Source organism: Lentzea sp. NBRC 105346 (assembly GCF_030269605.1).
Classification (GTDB): domain Bacteria; phylum Actinomycetota; class Actinomycetes; order Mycobacteriales; family Pseudonocardiaceae; genus Lentzea.
The window spans coordinates 24,691-40,102 of sequence record NZ_BSTQ01000033.1 but is presented as its reverse complement, the minus strand read 5'-3'; the positions used below and the strand labels follow the sequence as shown (position 1 = coordinate 40,102).

General features: G+C 69.4%; 19 protein-coding genes. 9 read left to right on the top strand and 10 right to left on the bottom strand.

Going from position 1 to position 15,412, the window contains the following annotated elements; translation table 11 throughout:
- Nucleotides 1-161 precede the first annotated feature (161 nt).
- A complete protein-coding gene (locus QSK35_RS41590) occupies nucleotides 162-578 on the bottom strand; it encodes a cytochrome c oxidase subunit 4 (RefSeq protein WP_285753818.1) in 417 nt (138 codons plus the stop codon).
- 9 nt (nucleotides 579-587) lie between these two features.
- A complete protein-coding gene (gene ctaC, locus QSK35_RS41585) occupies nucleotides 588-1,517 on the bottom strand; it encodes an aa3-type cytochrome oxidase subunit II (RefSeq protein ID WP_285753816.1) in 930 nt (309 codons plus the stop codon).
- Between the two features lie 197 nt (nucleotides 1,518-1,714).
- Between ctaC and asnB the strand changes: the two genes are divergently transcribed.
- A complete protein-coding gene (asnB, locus tag QSK35_RS41580) occupies nucleotides 1,715-3,643 on the top strand; it encodes an asparagine synthase (glutamine-hydrolyzing) (protein WP_285753814.1) in 1,929 nt (642 codons plus the stop codon).
- On the opposite strand, the gene QSK35_RS41575 is transcribed toward asnB, so the two are convergent.
- Both QSK35_RS41575 and QSK35_RS41570 read right to left on the bottom strand, forming a co-directional pair.
- On the bottom strand, nucleotides 3,644-4,417 hold the full coding sequence (locus tag QSK35_RS41575) for a class I SAM-dependent methyltransferase (RefSeq protein WP_285753812.1): 774 nt from the start codon (nucleotides 4,415-4,417) through the stop codon (nucleotides 3,644-3,646). It lies immediately after the preceding gene.
- A 15-nt stretch (nucleotides 4,418-4,432) separates the two neighbouring features.
- Nucleotides 4,433-5,362 (bottom strand): carbohydrate kinase family protein, encoded by a 930-nt coding sequence (locus QSK35_RS41570; RefSeq protein ID WP_285753821.1) that lies wholly within the window; start codon nucleotides 5,360-5,362, stop codon nucleotides 4,433-4,435.
- 170 nt (nucleotides 5,363-5,532) lie between these two features.
- Here QSK35_RS41570 and QSK35_RS41565 point away from each other — a divergent pair, with 170 nt between their 5' ends.
- Nucleotides 5,533-5,703, top strand: coding sequence for a hypothetical protein (locus tag QSK35_RS41565; RefSeq protein WP_285753810.1), 171 nt, complete (start codon nucleotides 5,533-5,535; stop codon nucleotides 5,701-5,703).
- 56 nt (nucleotides 5,704-5,759) lie between these two features.
- Here QSK35_RS41565 and QSK35_RS41560 read toward each other — a convergent pair whose 3' ends face one another.
- Both QSK35_RS41560 and QSK35_RS41555 read right to left on the bottom strand, forming a co-directional pair.
- Nucleotides 5,760-6,128, bottom strand: coding sequence for a HesB/IscA family protein (locus QSK35_RS41560; RefSeq protein ID WP_285753809.1), 369 nt, complete (start codon nucleotides 6,126-6,128; stop codon nucleotides 5,760-5,762).
- 106 nt (nucleotides 6,129-6,234) lie between these two features.
- Nucleotides 6,235-7,398 carry a glycerate kinase family protein gene (locus tag QSK35_RS41555; protein ID WP_285753808.1) on the bottom strand — a complete coding sequence of 388 codons (1,164 nt, stop codon included), beginning with the start codon at nucleotides 7,396-7,398 and terminating at the stop codon, nucleotides 6,235-6,237.
- A gap of 41 nt (nucleotides 7,399-7,439) precedes the next feature.
- Between QSK35_RS41555 and QSK35_RS41550 the strand changes: the two genes are divergently transcribed.
- Entirely contained in the window at nucleotides 7,440-8,072 is a 633-nt protein-coding gene (locus tag QSK35_RS41550) for a DUF3043 domain-containing protein (RefSeq protein ID WP_285753807.1), read from the top strand.
- A 243-nt stretch (nucleotides 8,073-8,315) separates the two neighbouring features.
- Here the strand turns inward: QSK35_RS41550 and QSK35_RS41545 are convergent, their stop codons facing one another.
- Entirely contained in the window at nucleotides 8,316-9,302 is a 987-nt protein-coding gene (locus tag QSK35_RS41545) for an aldo/keto reductase family protein (RefSeq protein ID WP_285753805.1), read from the bottom strand.
- A 61-nt stretch (nucleotides 9,303-9,363) separates the two neighbouring features.
- Here QSK35_RS41545 and QSK35_RS41540 point away from each other — a divergent pair, with 61 nt between their 5' ends.
- The gene (locus QSK35_RS41540) at nucleotides 9,364-9,756 is read left to right on the top strand and encodes a GNAT family N-acetyltransferase (protein ID WP_285753804.1); all 393 of its coding nucleotides are present in this window, start codon (nucleotides 9,364-9,366) and stop codon (nucleotides 9,754-9,756) included.
- Here QSK35_RS41540 and QSK35_RS41535 read toward each other — a convergent pair.
- Nucleotides 9,734-9,931 (bottom strand): hypothetical protein, encoded by a 198-nt coding sequence (locus tag QSK35_RS41535; RefSeq protein WP_285753803.1) that lies wholly within the window; start codon nucleotides 9,929-9,931, stop codon nucleotides 9,734-9,736. The two genes, QSK35_RS41540 and QSK35_RS41535, sit on opposite strands and share 23 nt — an antisense overlap.
- A 16-nt stretch (nucleotides 9,932-9,947) precedes the next feature.
- On the opposite strand from QSK35_RS41535, the gene cobU reads away from it, so the two are divergent.
- The 4 genes from cobU to QSK35_RS41515 all read left to right on the top strand — a co-directional run bounded on the left by cobU (nucleotide 9,948) and on the right by QSK35_RS41515 (nucleotide 12,621).
- Nucleotides 9,948-10,487 (top strand): bifunctional adenosylcobinamide kinase/adenosylcobinamide-phosphate guanylyltransferase, encoded by a 540-nt coding sequence (gene cobU, locus QSK35_RS41530; RefSeq protein WP_285753801.1) that lies wholly within the window; start codon nucleotides 9,948-9,950, stop codon nucleotides 10,485-10,487.
- A 9-nt stretch (nucleotides 10,488-10,496) separates the two neighbouring features.
- Nucleotides 10,497-11,534 carry a nicotinate-nucleotide--dimethylbenzimidazole phosphoribosyltransferase gene (cobT, locus tag QSK35_RS41525; RefSeq protein ID WP_502881787.1) on the top strand — a complete coding sequence of 346 codons (1,038 nt, stop codon included), beginning with the start codon at nucleotides 10,497-10,499 and terminating at the stop codon, nucleotides 11,532-11,534.
- Nucleotides 11,534-12,241 (top strand): adenosylcobinamide-GDP ribazoletransferase, encoded by a 708-nt coding sequence (locus tag QSK35_RS41520; RefSeq protein WP_285753799.1) that lies wholly within the window; start codon nucleotides 11,534-11,536, stop codon nucleotides 12,239-12,241. Before cobT ends, QSK35_RS41520 begins: the two co-directional genes overlap by 1 nt.
- 80 nt (nucleotides 12,242-12,321) lie before the next feature.
- A complete protein-coding gene (locus tag QSK35_RS41515; RefSeq protein WP_285753797.1) occupies nucleotides 12,322-12,621 on the top strand; it encodes a hypothetical protein in 300 nt (99 codons plus the stop codon).
- Nucleotides 12,622-12,718: 97 nt separating this feature from the next.
- Here the strand turns inward: QSK35_RS41515 and QSK35_RS41510 are convergent, their stop codons facing one another.
- Nucleotides 12,719-13,807: a branched-chain amino acid aminotransferase gene (locus QSK35_RS41510; RefSeq protein WP_285753795.1), complete on the bottom strand. Its 1,089-nt coding sequence runs from the start codon at nucleotides 13,805-13,807 to the stop codon at nucleotides 12,719-12,721.
- Nucleotides 13,808-13,922: 115 nt separating this feature from the next.
- Here QSK35_RS41510 and QSK35_RS41505 point away from each other — a divergent pair, with 115 nt between their 5' ends.
- On the top strand, nucleotides 13,923-14,183 hold the full coding sequence (locus tag QSK35_RS41505) for a hypothetical protein (protein ID WP_285753793.1): 261 nt from the start codon (nucleotides 13,923-13,925) through the stop codon (nucleotides 14,181-14,183).
- Here the strand turns inward: QSK35_RS41505 and QSK35_RS41500 are convergent.
- Nucleotides 14,180-15,379: an APC family permease gene (locus QSK35_RS41500; RefSeq protein ID WP_285753791.1), complete on the bottom strand. Its 1,200-nt coding sequence runs from the start codon at nucleotides 15,377-15,379 to the stop codon at nucleotides 14,180-14,182. The two genes, QSK35_RS41505 and QSK35_RS41500, sit on opposite strands and share 4 nt — an antisense overlap.
- Nucleotides 15,380-15,412: the final 33 nt, after the last annotated feature.

Below are 15,412 nucleotides of genomic sequence, written 5' to 3'. Positions count from 1 at the left end.
AGACTATGAGCCACGGCCACCACTTGTCATGATCGAGTTCTTTGGACGGAACCCGAAAATGATCAAGCGGTGGCCGTGCCCATGTCAAAGATCAGGAGCTTCCCGGTTAAAACACCAGCAAGCGCTGAGCGCTTGGAAAGCTCCCTTCATAGCGTTAGCGGTCAGTCGTGGCCGGGGCCCGTGTGGTACTCGAAGACCAGGCCGCCGACCATGATCAGCACCAGCACGATGCCGATCACGAGCAGCCACACGTGCCAGAAGGCGACGGCGATGCCCGCGGTGGCGGCGGCGGCCGCGAGGCCGATCGGCCAGTAGCTGCCGGGGCTGAAGAAGCCCAGCTCACCGGCGCCGTCGGCGATGTCCGCGTCCGGGTTGTCCTCCGGGCGCACCTCGATGCGGCGGGCGACGAAGCGGAAGTACGTGCCGACGATCAGCGCGAGGCCACCGGTCAGCGCCAGCGCGACGGTGCCGGTCGGCTCGACCGCGCCGGTGTCGAGGTGCGTCCAGTACCCGTAGACGACGGCCATCAGGAACGAGAAGGCCATCACCAGGTCGAAGATGCGGGCTTCGATCTTCATGCTCTGCACCTACTTCCGGCCCGAGCCGGACGCCTCACGGGCGGTCCGGTCGGTGTTGAACGGCGTGGTCGTGGTGGCCAGCGGCGAGCACCACTCGCAGCCGACCTCGGCGAGCGCCTCGGCGGCGGAGTACGGCTTGCCGGTCTTGTCGTTCGTCTGCTCGCGCAGCTTGATGTAGCGGTCCCAGTCGGCCTGGGGCAGCGCGCGGACCTCGAAGTTCATCACCGAGTGGTAGGAGCCGCACAGCTCGGCGCAGCGACCGACGAACGCGCCCGGACGGTCGATCGAGGTGATCTCGAACACGTTGTCCTGGTTGTTCTTCTCCGGCTGCGGGAAGACGTCGCGCTTGAAGTGGAACTCCGGCACGAAGAACGAGTGGATGACGTCGGTCGACCGCAGGTTGAAGCGGATCGACTTCTTCTCCGGGACGACCAGCAGCGGGATCTCGGTGGAGGTGCCGAGCGTGCTGACGACCTGGCCCTCGGACGTCTTGTGCTGCGGGTACTGGAACTCCCAGTTCCACTGGAACGCGATCACGTCGACCGTGACGTCCGCGTCACCGGTCTTCTTGGTGACGTAGTTCTGGGTGACCGCGGTGAAGTAGAACAGCACCGCGACGATCACCGTCGGCACGACGATGAGAACGATCTCCAGCGGCAGGTTGTACGCCGTCTGGCGCGGCAGTTCCTCGGTCTTCTTGCGGTGGAACGCCACCGACCACAGGATCAGGCCCCACACGATCACGCCCACGACGAGCGCGGCGATGACGGACCAGGTCCACATCTCGCGCATCCGCTCGGCCTGCGGCGTGACCGCCACCGGCCAGCCGAAGCGCAGGACCTCATCAGTGGAGCAACCGGTGGCCCCGATCCCGACCAGGCCGACCAGCCCGGCGGTCTTCGCCAGCCGGGTAGCCCTGGTGCCCTCCTTCAGGCCCACTGCTCGCCGCCTCCTCGTTCACGAAAAGCTCGCAGGCGAAGGGTGCACATGCACCCTTGCCGGATCATGCGGGAGCGTAGCCCAGCGCAACCCGGCTCACCCCTTGGGGGCATGGCCCCAGCGGTGCAGTTTCGGTCACACAAATGCACGCGGGCATACTTGGCACTCCCCCGCCGTCACCCGAAAGGTGCGAAGCCGTGTGCGGTCTGGTTGGCCTGGTCTGCCCTGACGAGCACGCGGCCCAGGCCGCACGAGCGGACGTGGACGCGTCGCTGCGCTGCCAGCGGCACCGCGGGCCGGACGAGAGCGGCACCTGGCAGGGCGGCGAGGTGGTGTTCGGCTTCAACCGCCTGGCGATCATCGACATCGAGCACTCGCACCAGCCGCTGCACTGGGGGCCCGAGGAGTCTCCGGGCCGGTACACGATCAACTTCAACGGCGAGATCTACAACTACCTGGAGCTGCGCGCGGAGCTGACCGCCCAGTACGGCGCGCGCTTCGAGACCGACGGTGACACCGAGACGATCGTCGCTGCCTACCACTACCTGGGCCCGGCCGCGGTGTCGCGGCTGCGCGGCATGTTCGCGTTCCTGATCTGGGACTCCGAGCGCAAGGTCGTGTTCGGCGCGCGGGACCCGTTCGGCATCAAGCCGCTCTACTACGCGACGGGAGCGTCCGGCACCGCGTTCTCCAGCGAGAAGAAGAGCGTGCTGGCGCTGGCCGACTTCCTCGGCGTCTCGCAGGACCTGGACCGCAGGGCGCTGCAGCACTACCTGACGCTGCAGTACGTGCCGGAGCCGGCGTCGCTGCAGACCGGGGTGCGCCGCATCGAGTCCGGCACGTCGTTCACGCTCACGCCGGGCGGTCAGGTCGTCGCCGAGCGGTACTTCCCGGCGTCGTTCAAGGTGCGCGGCGTGAACAGCGAGGCCCAGGCGAACGCGTTGTACGACGAGATCACCGCGGCGCTGCGCGACTCGGTGGCCAAGCACATGCGCGCGGACGTGACCGTCGGCTCGTTCCTGTCCGGCGGCATCGACTCGACGGTCATCGCGGCGCTGGCGAAGGAGCACAACCCGGACCTGCTGACGTTCACGACGGGCTTCGAGCGGCAGGGTTACTCGGAGGTCGACGTGGCGGCGGAGTCCGCTGCGGCGATCGGGGTGAAGCACGTCGTCCGGACCGTGTCGGCGCAGGAGATGATGGACTCGCTGCCGCTGATCACGTGGTACCTCGACGACCCGGTGGCGGACCCGGCGCTGGTGCCGCTGTGGTTCATCGCGCGCGAGGCGCGCAGGCACGTGAAGGTCGTGCTGTCCGGTGAGGGCGCGGACGAGCTGTTCGGCGGGTACACGATCTACCGCGAGCCGTTGTCGCTGGCGCCGTTCGACAAGGTGCCGGGCGCGCTGCGCAAGGCGATGGGCAAAGTGTCCACGAAGATCCCGCAGGGCGTGCGCGGCAAGGATCTGCTGCGCCGCGGGGCGCTGACGCTGGAGGAGCGCTACTACGGCAACGCGCGCATCTTCCTCGACGACCACCTGCGGTCGGTGTTGCGGACCTACTCCCCCTCGGTGTCGCACCAGGACGTGACCGCGCAGCCGTACCGCGAGTCCCAGGCGTGGGACCCGGTGACGCGCATGCAGCACGTCGACCTGTTCACGTGGCTGCGCGGCGACATCCTGGTCAAGGCGGACAAGATGACCATGGCGAACTCGCTGGAGCTGCGGGTGCCGTTCCTCGACCCCGAGGTGTTCGCCGTCGCGTCGCAGATCCCGTCCGAGCTGAAGATCACCAAGGACACCACGAAGTTCGCGCTGCGCAAGGCGATCCGCGACATCGTGCCCGCGCACGTGCTGAACCGGCGCAAGCTCGGCTTCCCGGTGCCGATCCGGCACTGGCTGCGCGACGAGATGCACGACTGGGCGGTCGCGCACGTGCAGGCGTCGCAGACGGACCAGTACCTCGACAAGCACGCCGTGCTGCGGATCATCGAGGAGCACCGGTCCGGCATCCTCGACCACAGCCGCCGGATCTGGGCGCTGCTGGTGTTCATGATCTGGCACGGGATCTTCGTCGAGGGCCGGATCGTGCCCGAGGTGCCGGAGCCGCACTACCCGGTGAAGCTCTAGCTAGCGCGTACCCCAGGCCGAGCAGACCGCGTAGCCGCTGAGCACGACGGCCGGGTCGCCCATGAGCTCGACGAACCGGTCCACGTCGGGATCGGGCAGCGGCATGCGGCCGCGGGTCTGCAACACGTTGCCCGCGAGCAGCGCGCAGCCCGCCTCGCCGCCCTGCCACTCGTCGACCTCGCGCACCGCGGCGACGTCGCGTAGTCCGTTGTCCCGCAACGCCTTCTCGATGCGGGCGCCGTAGGTGACGTCGGCGCCCGCCTGTTCCAGCAGCGTCAGCAGGGCGTCCTTGACCCGCATGATCAGTTCCGCGTCCTCGGGCGTGGGCGCGGTGAGGACGTGCAACGGCCGGCAATCGAACTCGTCGAGCAGCAGCCGGCCGCCGGGCCGCAGCGCGCGGACCAGCTTGCGCAGCACGGCGTCGCGTTCGGGCAGGTGGATCAGGACGAGGCGGGCGTGGACGAGGTCGTAGGCGTTCTCCGGCAGCACGTCGCGCACGACGTCGTGGCGCAGCACGGTGACGTTGTCGCGTTCGAGCGGTGCGAGCCGGTCGACGTCGAGGTCGGTCGCGGTGATGTCGCCGCGCGGTCCGACGAGGTCGGCCAGCCAGCTGGTGACCGAGCCGCCACCGCCGCCGATCTCCAGGCAGCGGGCGCTCTCCGGGAGGCCGAGCTGCTCGATGCGGGCGAAAGTGCCCGCATCGAGCAGATCACTCAGTGCGCCGAAGTGCGATTCCAGCAACTCCCCGGTGTTGCCGAACAAGTAGTTCCCCATGCCCCCCGATCTTGCCTATGCGGGGAGTACGGCGGCAATCTCCTCGGCGGCGTCGGGGCCGAACGCCTGGCTGATGCGGGTGATCGCCGCCTCGCGGTCCAGCACCCACTCCTGCGTGCCGACGGTCTCCAGCACCAGCACGGCGATGAGCGAGCCGAGCTGCGCGGCGCGTTCGAGCGTCAGGCCGCTGGAGACACCGGCGAGGAAGCCCGCGCGGAAGCCGTCGCCGACGCCCGTCGGGTCGGTCTTGGCGACCTCGGCCACGGCCGGGATCTGCAGCGCGAGGCCGTCCTGGTCGACGATCTCCACGCCCTTCTCGCCGAGCGTGGTGACGCGCATGCCGACGCGGGACAGCACGTCCGCCTCGGTCCAGCCGGTCTTCTGCAGCAGCAACTCCCACTCGTAGTCGTTGCTGAACAGGTACTTGGCGCCTTCGACGAACGCCCGCGCCTGTTCGCCGTCCATGCGGGCCAGCTGCTGGGACGGGTCGACCGCGAAGGTGTAGCCGCGCTGGCGGCACTCCTCGGCGTGCCGGAGCATCGCCTGCGGGTCGTCCGGGCTGATCAGGACCAGCTCGAGGCCGCCGCGCGCGATCGGCTCCAGCTCGATGAGCCGGGCCTCGGCCATGGCGCCCGCGTAGAACGACGCGATCTGGCACATGTCGTCGTCCGTCGTGCAGACGAACCGCGCGGTGTGCGCGACCTCGGAGACGTGCACGCCCCTGGTGTCCACGCCGTGCCGCTCGAGCCACGAGCGGTAGTCGTCGAAGTCCTTGCCGACGGCGCCCACGAGAATGGGCTGCCGGCCGAGCACACCCAGGCCGAACGCGATGTTGGCGCCGATGCCGCCGCGCCGGACGACGAGGTCGTCGACGAGGAAGCTCAGCGAGATCCGGTCGAGGCGGTCTGCGACCAGCTGCTCGGCGAACCTGCCCGGAAAGTGCATCAGATGGTCGGTGGCGATGCTTCCGCAGACAGCTACGGGCACGAGAGCGCCCTCCCCTTCGTTGTTCGATTCAGCGATGCAGTCTGGCCGTTAACCCTGAAGGATGACTCAAGAACACTACCGTTTGGTAGGGCTATCGCAGGTCAGAGCGCCGACCTACGGTCGTTGACGTGACAGAACCCGACGCGACCACGATGACCGAGCTGATCGAGGACTGCGCGCAGATCCCGTTCGCGATCACCCACCCGGAGCACCCGCTGCCCGTTCCCCGTGCGGCGGCGAGCTGGCACGTCGACGACTCGTGCGTGCGCCAGGTCGAGAACCTGGACATGTTCGTCTAGAACACACACGACAAAGGCCGCGAGCCCCTATGGGGTCGCGGCCTTTGTTCGATGACTCAGTGGAACGAGTCGCCGCAGGCGCAGGAGCCGCCCGCGTTCGGGTTGTCGATCGTGAAGCCCTGCTTCTCGATGGTGTCCACGAAGTCGATGGTGGCGCCCTCGACGTACGGCGCGCTCATCCGGTCGACGGCGACCTTCATGCCACCGAAGTCACGGAAGGCGTCACCGTCGAGCGTGCGCTCGTCGAAGAACAGCTGGTAGCGCAGACCAGCACAGCCGCCGGGCTGGACGGCGATGCGGAGGTGCATGTCGTCGCGGCCCTCCTGGTCGAGCAGCGCCTTCGCCTTGACGGCGGCGGCCTCGGTCAGCGTCACGCCGTGGGCCGGCGCGTCAGCGTTCGAAGCAGCGTCCTGAGCGGTCGTCATGGCTCTCCTCAGAGGTCCTTACGCGGGCGTTCGCCCTTGACTAACACGGGCAGATCCCGCTTTGTTCCACTTCCCATGGTCCCACAGGTGTTCGACATGGCGAACGTCACGTGGACCACTGCCGCGCCACGTGCGCGGCCAGCGCTTCCAGTGTTTCCCTTGGTGCGTTGAGTGAGCGTTCGGTGCTGCCCGCGTGTTCGCTCACCGAATACGCGGCCTGCACCCCGGCGCTCGCCGCCTCCCGGCGTCCGACGCTCACCTGGCCGGCCAGGACTATGCACGGGATGCCCTTTCTGGCGGCGCCTTGTGCCACGGCGGTGACCAGCTTGCCTCTGAGCGACTGCCAGTCGAAGCTGCCCTCGCCGGTGACGGCCAGGTCTGCTCCGTTCAGGGCATCGTCGAGACGCGTTTTCTCTCGTACCAGGCCTGCGCCGGACTCGATGGTGGCGCCCAGGCTGAGGAGGGCCGCTCCCAGGCCGCCCGCGGCGCCCGCGCCAGGGACGTCTTGGACGGCTTTCAGGCGGTCCATCGCGGCCAGTTTCGCTTCGAGGCGTTCTACGGCTTCTCGTGAGGCGCCCTTCTGGGGGCCGAAGGTGCGGGCGGCGCCGTGGGGGCCGAGGAGGGGATTCTCGACGTCCGAAGCGGCGATGAGCTGTGGATAACTCTTCGCGCGCGGCCCGGAACTGTCAGACCTCGCCGATACGCTGGAACCGGGGGGCGCCCCCGCGGGCTGGCTGGCCTGTGGATAACTCCCCGCGGGCGAGCCGGAACTGTCGGTGGTGGTCGATAGACTGGAACCGGGGGACGCCCCCGCGGGTTCAAGATCGTCGAGGATCTCGAAGAGGCCCGCGCCGCCGTCCGTCGTCGCTGAGCCGCCCAGCCCGACGACGATCGTGTCGAGGTGCCACGCGGCCCGGATCAGCTCACCGACCCCGCGCGTCGTCACCGTCTCGCACACCTCCGGCCGCATCCCGGCCGGCACCAGGTGCAGCCCACATGCCTCCGCCGACTCGATGTACGCGGTGCCGTCGTGCTCCAGCCAGCGCGCGGTCACCGGGGTGCCGAGCGGCCCGGTGACCGAGACCGAGTGCACCGTCCCGCCCAGCGAGGCGTGCAGGACGTCGACGAATCCGGGTCCGCCGTCGGCCAGCGGCCGCAGCACCAACTCGTCCGCGGGCTTGGCCGAACGCCACCCCGCGGCCATGGCTGAAGCGGCCTCGCGGGCGGTGAGCGTGCCGCCGAAGCAGTCCGGAGCGATGAGTACGCGCACCTCGCGAAAGGTACAGAAGCCCTTGTCATACCCTTGTGCGCGTGAGGTTCCTGCGCCGTAGTTCCGCCGACGCCACCGAAGCCCCCGAGACCGACGCCGAGGTGGCTCCCCCGATCGAGAAGGGGCGTACCCAGGGCAAGGGGCGCGCCACCCCGAAGCGGCGTGAAGCGCAGGGCAGGCGCTCCGGGCCCGTGCCGCCGCCGCCCCGCACGCAGCGCGAGGCGTTCAAGCGCATGCGCGGCAGCAAGGTGAACAAGGAAGAGCGCCGTGCCGCCGCGGCCGAACGCCGTCAGCGGATGCTCGCGGGCGACGACAAGTACCTGCTGCCGCGCGACCGCGGGCCGGTCAAGGCGTACATCCGCGACCTCGTCGACTCGCGGCGCAACCTCATGGGCCTGTTCATGCCGCTGGCGATCCTGGTGTTCGTCGCGCTGCTGGTGCCGTCGGTGAAGATCCAGCAGTACGCGACGCTGGCGACGACGTTCATGCTGCTGGCGATGATCGTCGAGGGCTTCGTGCTGGGCCGGCTCGTGACGAAGCGGGTGCGGCAGAAGTTCCCGAACGAGCCGATCAAGGCGCTGTCGATCGGCTGGTACTCGTTCATCCGGGCCAGCCAGCTGCGCCGGCTCCGCGTGCCGAAGCCGCGCGTGTCCCCCGGCGACGCGATCAAGTAGGACTGTCGGACCCGGTCGCTACGCTCGGCCGGGGCTGCGTAATCCGGCGCGCCGGCGGGTGGGCCCCCGAATCCGAGGCTACTCAGCAGGTCCGACAGTGTGCGGACGTTGACGCGTGTCCGTGCGTTCAGGCATGGGTCGTGTGGTGGGCGCGGACGAGGGCACGCGATCCGACGTCACCACCGAGGCGTCGCAGACCGCAGTGAGGCCCCGGCGCACCGAGCGCCGGGGCCTCACCCTTGCTCAGCCCTCCGCGGTCAGGCGCGGGTCGTCGGTGATGACGCCCTCGAGGACCTCGTCGATCTTCTTCAGCAGGTCGGCGTCCAACTTCACGCCGGCCGCCTTCACGTTCTCCTGGACCTGCTCGGGCCGCGAGGCGCCGATGATCGCGGACGCGACGTTCGGGTTCTGCAGCACCCACGCGACGGCCAGCTGCGCCATCGTCAGGCCCGCCTCGGCGGCCAGCGGCTGCAGGCCCTGGACGGCGGTCAGCACGTCGTCGCGCATCCAGCGGGCGATCATCCGGGAACCGCGCTCGTCGGCACCACGCGAACCGGATGGCACCTCAGCACCGGGCAGGTACTTGCCGGTCAGGATGCCCTGCGCGATCGGCGAGAAGACGATCTGGCTGATGCCCTCGCGCTCACAGGTCGGCACGACCTGCGACTCGATGACGCGCCACAGCATCGAGTACTGCGGCTGGTGCGAGATGAACGGCACCTTCAGCTCGCGAGCCAGCTGAGCGCCGCGCGCGATCTGCTCGGCGGTCCACTCCGAGACACCGATGTACAGCACCTTGCCCTGGCGGACGAGGTCGCTGTACGCGAGCATCGTCTCCTCCAGCGGCACCGTGTGGTCGAACCGGTGCGCCTGGTAAAGGTCCAGGTAGTCGGTCTGCAGGCGGCGGAGCGACGCGTGAGCCGACTCGATGATGTGCTTGCGGCCCAGGCCGCGGTCGTTCGGGCCGCCGGGGCCGGTCGGCCAGTAGGACTTGGTCAGCAGCTCGATCGACTCACGGCGCACGCCGGACAGCGCGCGGCCGAGAACGGACTCGGCGGCGGTGTTCGCGTAGACGTCGGCGGTGTCGAACGTGGTGATGCCGGCGTCGAGCGCGGCCTTCACGCAGGCGTGGGCCTGGTCCTCCTCGACCTGCGAGGCGTGGGTGAGCCAGTTTCCGTACGAGATTTCGCTGATGTTCAAGCCGCTACGGCCGAGACGTCGGAACTCCATGCATCGGAGCTTAAACGGAATTCGTTCGGCTTGCTAACGAAGTCGGGGTTAATCTTGGCCCGTGATCCGCTACCGACGCGTACCGGACGACCTTCGCCCGGACCAGCTGACCGGGTTCTTCGTCGGCTGGCCGTCGCCGCCGTCGCCGGACGAGCACCTGACGATCCTGCGGCGGGCCCAGCACGCGGTCCTCGCGTTCGACGGAGATCGGGTCGTCGGCTTCGTCACCGGACTCTCGGACGGCGTCTTCTCCGCCTACCTGCCGCTGCTCGAAGTTCTGCCCGAATACCAGGGGCGCGGCATCGGCCAGGAGCTCGTCAAGCGGATCGTCGACGAGATCGGCGCCGTCTACAGCATCGACATCGTGTGCGACGACGACGTCGTGCCGTTCTACGACAAGCTCGGCTTTCTAAAGGTAAGGGGAATGGTTTTTAGGCCGAGTAGAGACTCATAGGCCCGTACACCTCGGACTCCGCGTGCAGCAGGGTGACCTGTTCGACGCCGTCGTCGAGCAGCTCCTGCCAGCAGGAGCTGAACCACTCCTCGGCCTCCTGCTGGTCCGCGAAGGCGACCTCGGGGCCGGGCACCTCACGGCCCTGTGCATCCTGGTAGCGCCAGCGGAAGTCCATGGACGAAGGCTAACCCGTGACCCGAAGGACATTGGTGCTCGGCGGAGCCCGCAGTGGCAAGTCCGCGCACGCAGAAGGCCTGCTCACCGACGCGATCGTGACTTACGTCGCAACGTCGCGGCGCTATCCCGACGACCCGGACTGGGACGCACGGATCGCACTGCACGTGGCGCGGAGGCCGGCCACGTGGCACACCGTCGACGCCCCCGCTCCCGGCGACGTGTCCGCGTTGCTCACCGCCACGCAGCCCGAAGATCCGCCGATCCTGGTCGACGACATGTCGACGTGGCTGGTCAACGCGCTGGACGACGCGGGGACGTGGGAGGGCCGCGGGCTCGACCTCGTCGAGCGGGAGATCAGCGAGCTCGTCACGTCCGTCAGCACGTGCCGCACGCGGCTGGTGCTCGTGTCGGCGGAGGTCGGGCTCGGCGTCGTGCCGAGCACTCACTCAGGCAGACTCTTCCGCGATCACCTCGGTTCGCTGAACGCCAGGCTCGCCGAGGTGTGCGACGAGGTGCTGCTCCTCGTCGCCGGCATTCCCCTGCGACTGCGTTAGGAGCACCAGGTGAGCACGGAGTTTCCGCCCGTTGAGCCGCCGTCCGAGGCCGTTCTGCGCGAGGCCGAGGCACGACAGGCCGTGCTGACCAAGCCGCTCGGCTCGCTGGGACGGCTCGAGGAGATCGGCAACTGGGTCGCGGCATGCCAGGGCACCTGCCCGCCCCGGCCGTTCACGCGGCCGCGCGTCGTCGTCTTCGCCGGTGACCACGGGGTCGCGCGGCACGGCGTCTCGGCGTTCCCCAGCGAGGTCACCGGCCAGATGGTCGGCAACTTCCTCAAGGGCGGCGCCGCGGTCAACGTGCTCGCGCAGGTCGCGGGGGCCACGGTCCGCGTGGTCGACATGGCCGTCGACGGCGACACGCCCGTCGGCGAGCTCAAGGTCCGGCGTTCGTCGGGGTCGATCGACCGCGAGGACGCGCTGACGCGCGAGGAGTGCGAAGCCGCGATCGCCGCCGGTCGTCAGATCGCCGACGAGGAGGTCGACGCGGGCGCGGACCTGCTCGTCGCGGGCGACATGGGCATCGGCAACACCACCCCGTCCGCGGTGCTGATCGCGTCGCTGACCGGTTCCGAGCCGGTCGCCGTCGTCGGCCGCGGCACCGGCATCGACGACCAGGGCTGGATGCGCAAGACCGCGGCGATCCGCGACGCGCTGCGCCGGGCCCGGCTCAACATCAGCGACCCGGTGGCGCTGCTCGCGTCGTCCAGCGGCGCGGACATCGCGGCCATGGCTGGGTTCCTGGCGCAGGCGGCGGTGCGCCGCACGCCGGTGATCCTGGACGGCGTCGTCGTCGGTGCCGCCGCGGTCGTCGCCGAGGAGATGGCGCCGGGGGCGCGCGAGTGGTGGGTCGCGGGACACCAGTCGGCCGAGCCCGCGCACGCGATCGCGCTGGCACACCTGTCGCTGAAGCCGTTGCTGGAGTTCGAGATGCGGCTCGGCGAGGGCTCGGGCGCGGTGGCGGCGCTGCCGCTGGTGATCGCCGCGACGAAGATCCTCGCGGAGATGGCCACGTTCGACAGCGCTGGAATCTCAGGCAAGGACTGATGCTCCTCGCGCTGTCCTGGCTGACGATCCTGCCCGTGCGGGTGCGTGGCGAGGTCGACACCGCCGCCGCCCGCCGGGCGATCGCCTGCGCGCCGATTGTCGGCGCGCTGCTGGGACTTCTCGCCGCGGCGGTCCTGTTCGGACTGTCCTATGTGGGCATGCCGTCGTTGCTGGCCGGGTTCCTCGTCGTGGGGCTGCTCGCGCTGGCGACACGCGGCATGCACCTCGACGGACTGGCCGACACCGCGGACGGGCTCGGTTGCTACGGACCGCCGGAGCGCGCGCTGCAGGTCATGAAGGACGGCGGCGCCGGACCGTTCGCGGTCGTCACGCTGATCGTGGTGCTCGGCGCGCAGGCGGCCGCTTTTCCCGCCGTGCCTTGGGAAGCGGTCGTGCTGGCATTGACGGCGGGGCGCGCGGCGTTCGGGATCTGCTGCCTGCGCGGGGTCCCCGCGGCCCGGCCCGAGGGACTGGGCGCGCTGGTCGCCGGGACGCAGCCGGTGTGGACGGTCGCGGCGTGGTGGCTGGGGTTGCTGGGCGTGTCCGCGTACTTCGGTGTGCGCGGGCCGTTGGCGATCGTGCTGGCGTTCGCGGTCACCGCGTTTCTCGTGCAGCACACCAGAAAGCGGTTCGGCGGCATCACCGGGGACGTCCTCGGTGCTGCCGCCGAACTCTCGACTCTTGCGGTACTGGTCGTGCTCAGCTGACGACGGGCGCCGCGTAACAACGCCCAACGCATTTCCGACTCCTCCATGCAGACGTATTTCACCCGTTGGAGGGAGGGGCCGTGACCATTCCACTGACGGGTCAGGTCGCGATCGTCACGGCGGTGATCGGCCTCACCTGCACCGGTAGCTCGGCCTTCGCCGGCAACGGCTTCGGTTTCATCCAGCCACAGACACAGGTCTCCAGCTCAGCTGCGGCGTCTGTCGTGGACTTCGGCAAGCCGACGTCCACCTCGGCTGTCCCGCCCGCGAACACCAGAATAATCTTCACGGTGTCCGATCAACCATCGGCGGGAGCGACCGAGGAAACGATCTACATATCCTTCGATGGCATCAAGGTCACGACTTTGCACGCGTCCTAACAGCGTCGGCAACATCGACCCCTTGTCGTTGCAGAGAGCGGGTTCGTGAACGGATCCCGTCCACGAACCCAGGTCCCTGCTCAGCTGATGCCCAGAATCAAGCGAGCTTGGTCATCCAGCCGTGCTCGTCGGCCACGTGGCCGTGCTGCAGGCCGGTCAGCCGTTCGCGCAGCTTCATGGTCAGCTCGCCGGTCTTGCCCTCGGACACCGAGAACTCGCCGCCCGCGTGTTTCACGTAGCCGACCGGCGTGATCACCGCCGCCGTACCGCACGCGAACACCTCGGTGAGCTCGCCGGACTCGGCCTTCTTCTCCCACTCCTCGGTGGAGACGCGGCGTTCCTCGGTCTGGTAGCCGAGGTCGCCGGCCAGCTTGAGGAGCGAGTCGCGGGTGATGCCCGGCAGCAGCGTGCCGGTGAGCTCGGGCGTCACGACCTTGTCGTCGAAGACGAAGAACAGGTTCATCCCGCCCATCTCCTCGACCCAGCGGCGCTCGATGGCGTCGAGCCACACGACCTGGTCACAGCCCTTTTCGGCGGCCTGCGCCTGGGCGACGAGGGAGGCGGCGTAGTTGCCTGCGAACTTGGCCGCACCGGTGCCGCCGGGTGCGGCGCGCACGTACTCGGTGGACAGCCACACGGAAACCGGCTTGATGCCGCCGGGGAAGTAGGAGCCCGCGGGTGAGGCGATGAGAACGTAGATGTATTCGCCGGCCGGCCGGACTCCGAGCCCCTTCTCCGTGGAGAACATGAAGGGGCGCAGGTAGAGCGACTCCTCCTCGGCGGTGGGCACCCACCGGCCGTCGATGTCGACCAGCTCGCGGATCGACTGGAGGAACAGCTCGTCCGGCAGTTCCGGCATGGCGAGGCGGACGGCCGAGGCGCGGAAGCGCGCGGCGTTGGCCTCGGGACGGAAGGATGCGATCGATCCGTCGGGCTGGCGGTAGGCCTTGAGCCCTTCGAAGATCGCCTGGCCGTAGTGCAGCACCATCGCGGCGGGATCCAGCTGCAGTGAGCCGTACGGGCCGACGACCGCGTCGTGCCAGCCCTGCTCCCGGTTCCAACGAATCGTCACCATGTGGTCGGTGAAGTGCTGCCCGAAGCCCGGCTTCGCGAGTACCTCCGCAACGCGCTCCGGGGTCGCCGGCTGCGGGTTGGGGGTCCGGGTGAAAGGCAACGACGTCGTCATGTGTGCACGGTAATGCCCGGATCGCCGTTCGGAAAATCGTGTTCCCAAAACTCGGACGTCCAACCATTCCGGTTCCGCTCCACGAGGTGAAGATCGGGAACTACTCTGTGCGCCCATGAGCGAGAAGACCACGGCCGGTGCGGATCTCCGGCTGTTCCTGCAATGGGCCCTGCTGGTGCTCGGCTCCGGCCTGACGCTGATGGCGGGCTGGCGACTCGGTGGCCCCGTCGCGACGGCGGGCGCGGCGTTCTGCGTGCTGGTCTTCTTCATCGTCTGGAACTCGGCCAGGGACAAGGTCAAGGGCCCGTCCACCGGCGCGATCGTCTGGTACGTGATCTACGCCGCGATCATGCTCATCACACTCGTCACGAACTAGGTCGCGCGCAGCGTGGTCCGCGGCCGGCGCACGACGGCGGGCAGTCCGAAGAGGGCGGTGCCCACGGCCAGGCCGGCCAGCGTCGTCAGCAGCGCGGGAACCGGAACGCTCATCGCCAGCAGCACCGAGAGGCCGAGGCCGAGGCACGCCGTGCGCATCGGCCAGGTCCGCTCGTCCTGCAACAGGATGCGGGCGGACGCGTTGGTGAACGCGTAGTAGAACAGCGACGCGCACGCGGCCACGCCGAGCGCGAGACCGAGCGGCATCAGCAGCGCGGCGACGATCATGGCGGCGCCCGCGAGGACGTCGACCGCGCGCGGGGCGCGCCCGAGCGGGCGCGGCAGGTCGCCGTGCTCGACCATCGCGGTCATCGTGCGGCGCGTGCCGGAGAGCACGAAGTACAACGTGGACACTGCCGCGACGGCCGCGGCCGCCTGCACCAGCGGGATCAGTGCCGCGGCGTCGGCCGCGGCGAGCGCGTCGCGGAGCGGTGCGGGCGAGAGGGCCAGCCGGTCGGTGCCGAGCTGGCGGTGCACGCCCACGCCGACCGCCAGGTAGACGGCGAGCGCGCCGCCGATCGTCACCGGGATCGCGATCCGCAGCGTGCGCTCGGACAGGCCGGAGTCGACGGTGATGCGTTCGAAGCCCAGGAACGCCGCGAAGAGGAGCGCGCCGACGCCGACCAGCTCGCGCGTGTTCCCGGTGGTGGTGACGGCCTGGGGCGGTGCGATGGAGAAGCACGAGACGACGACCAGCGCGAGGACGACGACCACGAAGATGGCGGCGGCCCAGCTGAGCGCGGGCGTCCAGCGGAATCCCGTGGCGGTGAGCAGCACGGTGCCGGTGATCAACAGGACGGCCGCGGTCGCCGGGGACTCGGGCAAGACGTAGGCGCCGAACATCGTGGCGATCGCCGCGGCCATCGCGAACCGGCCGAGCAGGTAGCCGCTGGCGCCCAGGCGCGCGGACCACGGGCCGAGCTGGTTGCGGATGAAGCCGTAGCCGGTGGTCTCCGGCAGCGCGCGCGACTGGTCCGCCGTCGAGAAGGCCGAGCACAGGGCGGCGGCCGCGGAGAGCAGCAGTGCGGGGACGAACCACCAGCCGGCCAGCGCGGCCGCGGGGGCGAACCCGGCGAACACCCCTGCGCCGAGCATCGCGGAGAGGCCCAACACGATGGCGCGTGGCGTTTGCGTCACCGGTACACAGTCGCAGATGCTCCGCCCGGCGGT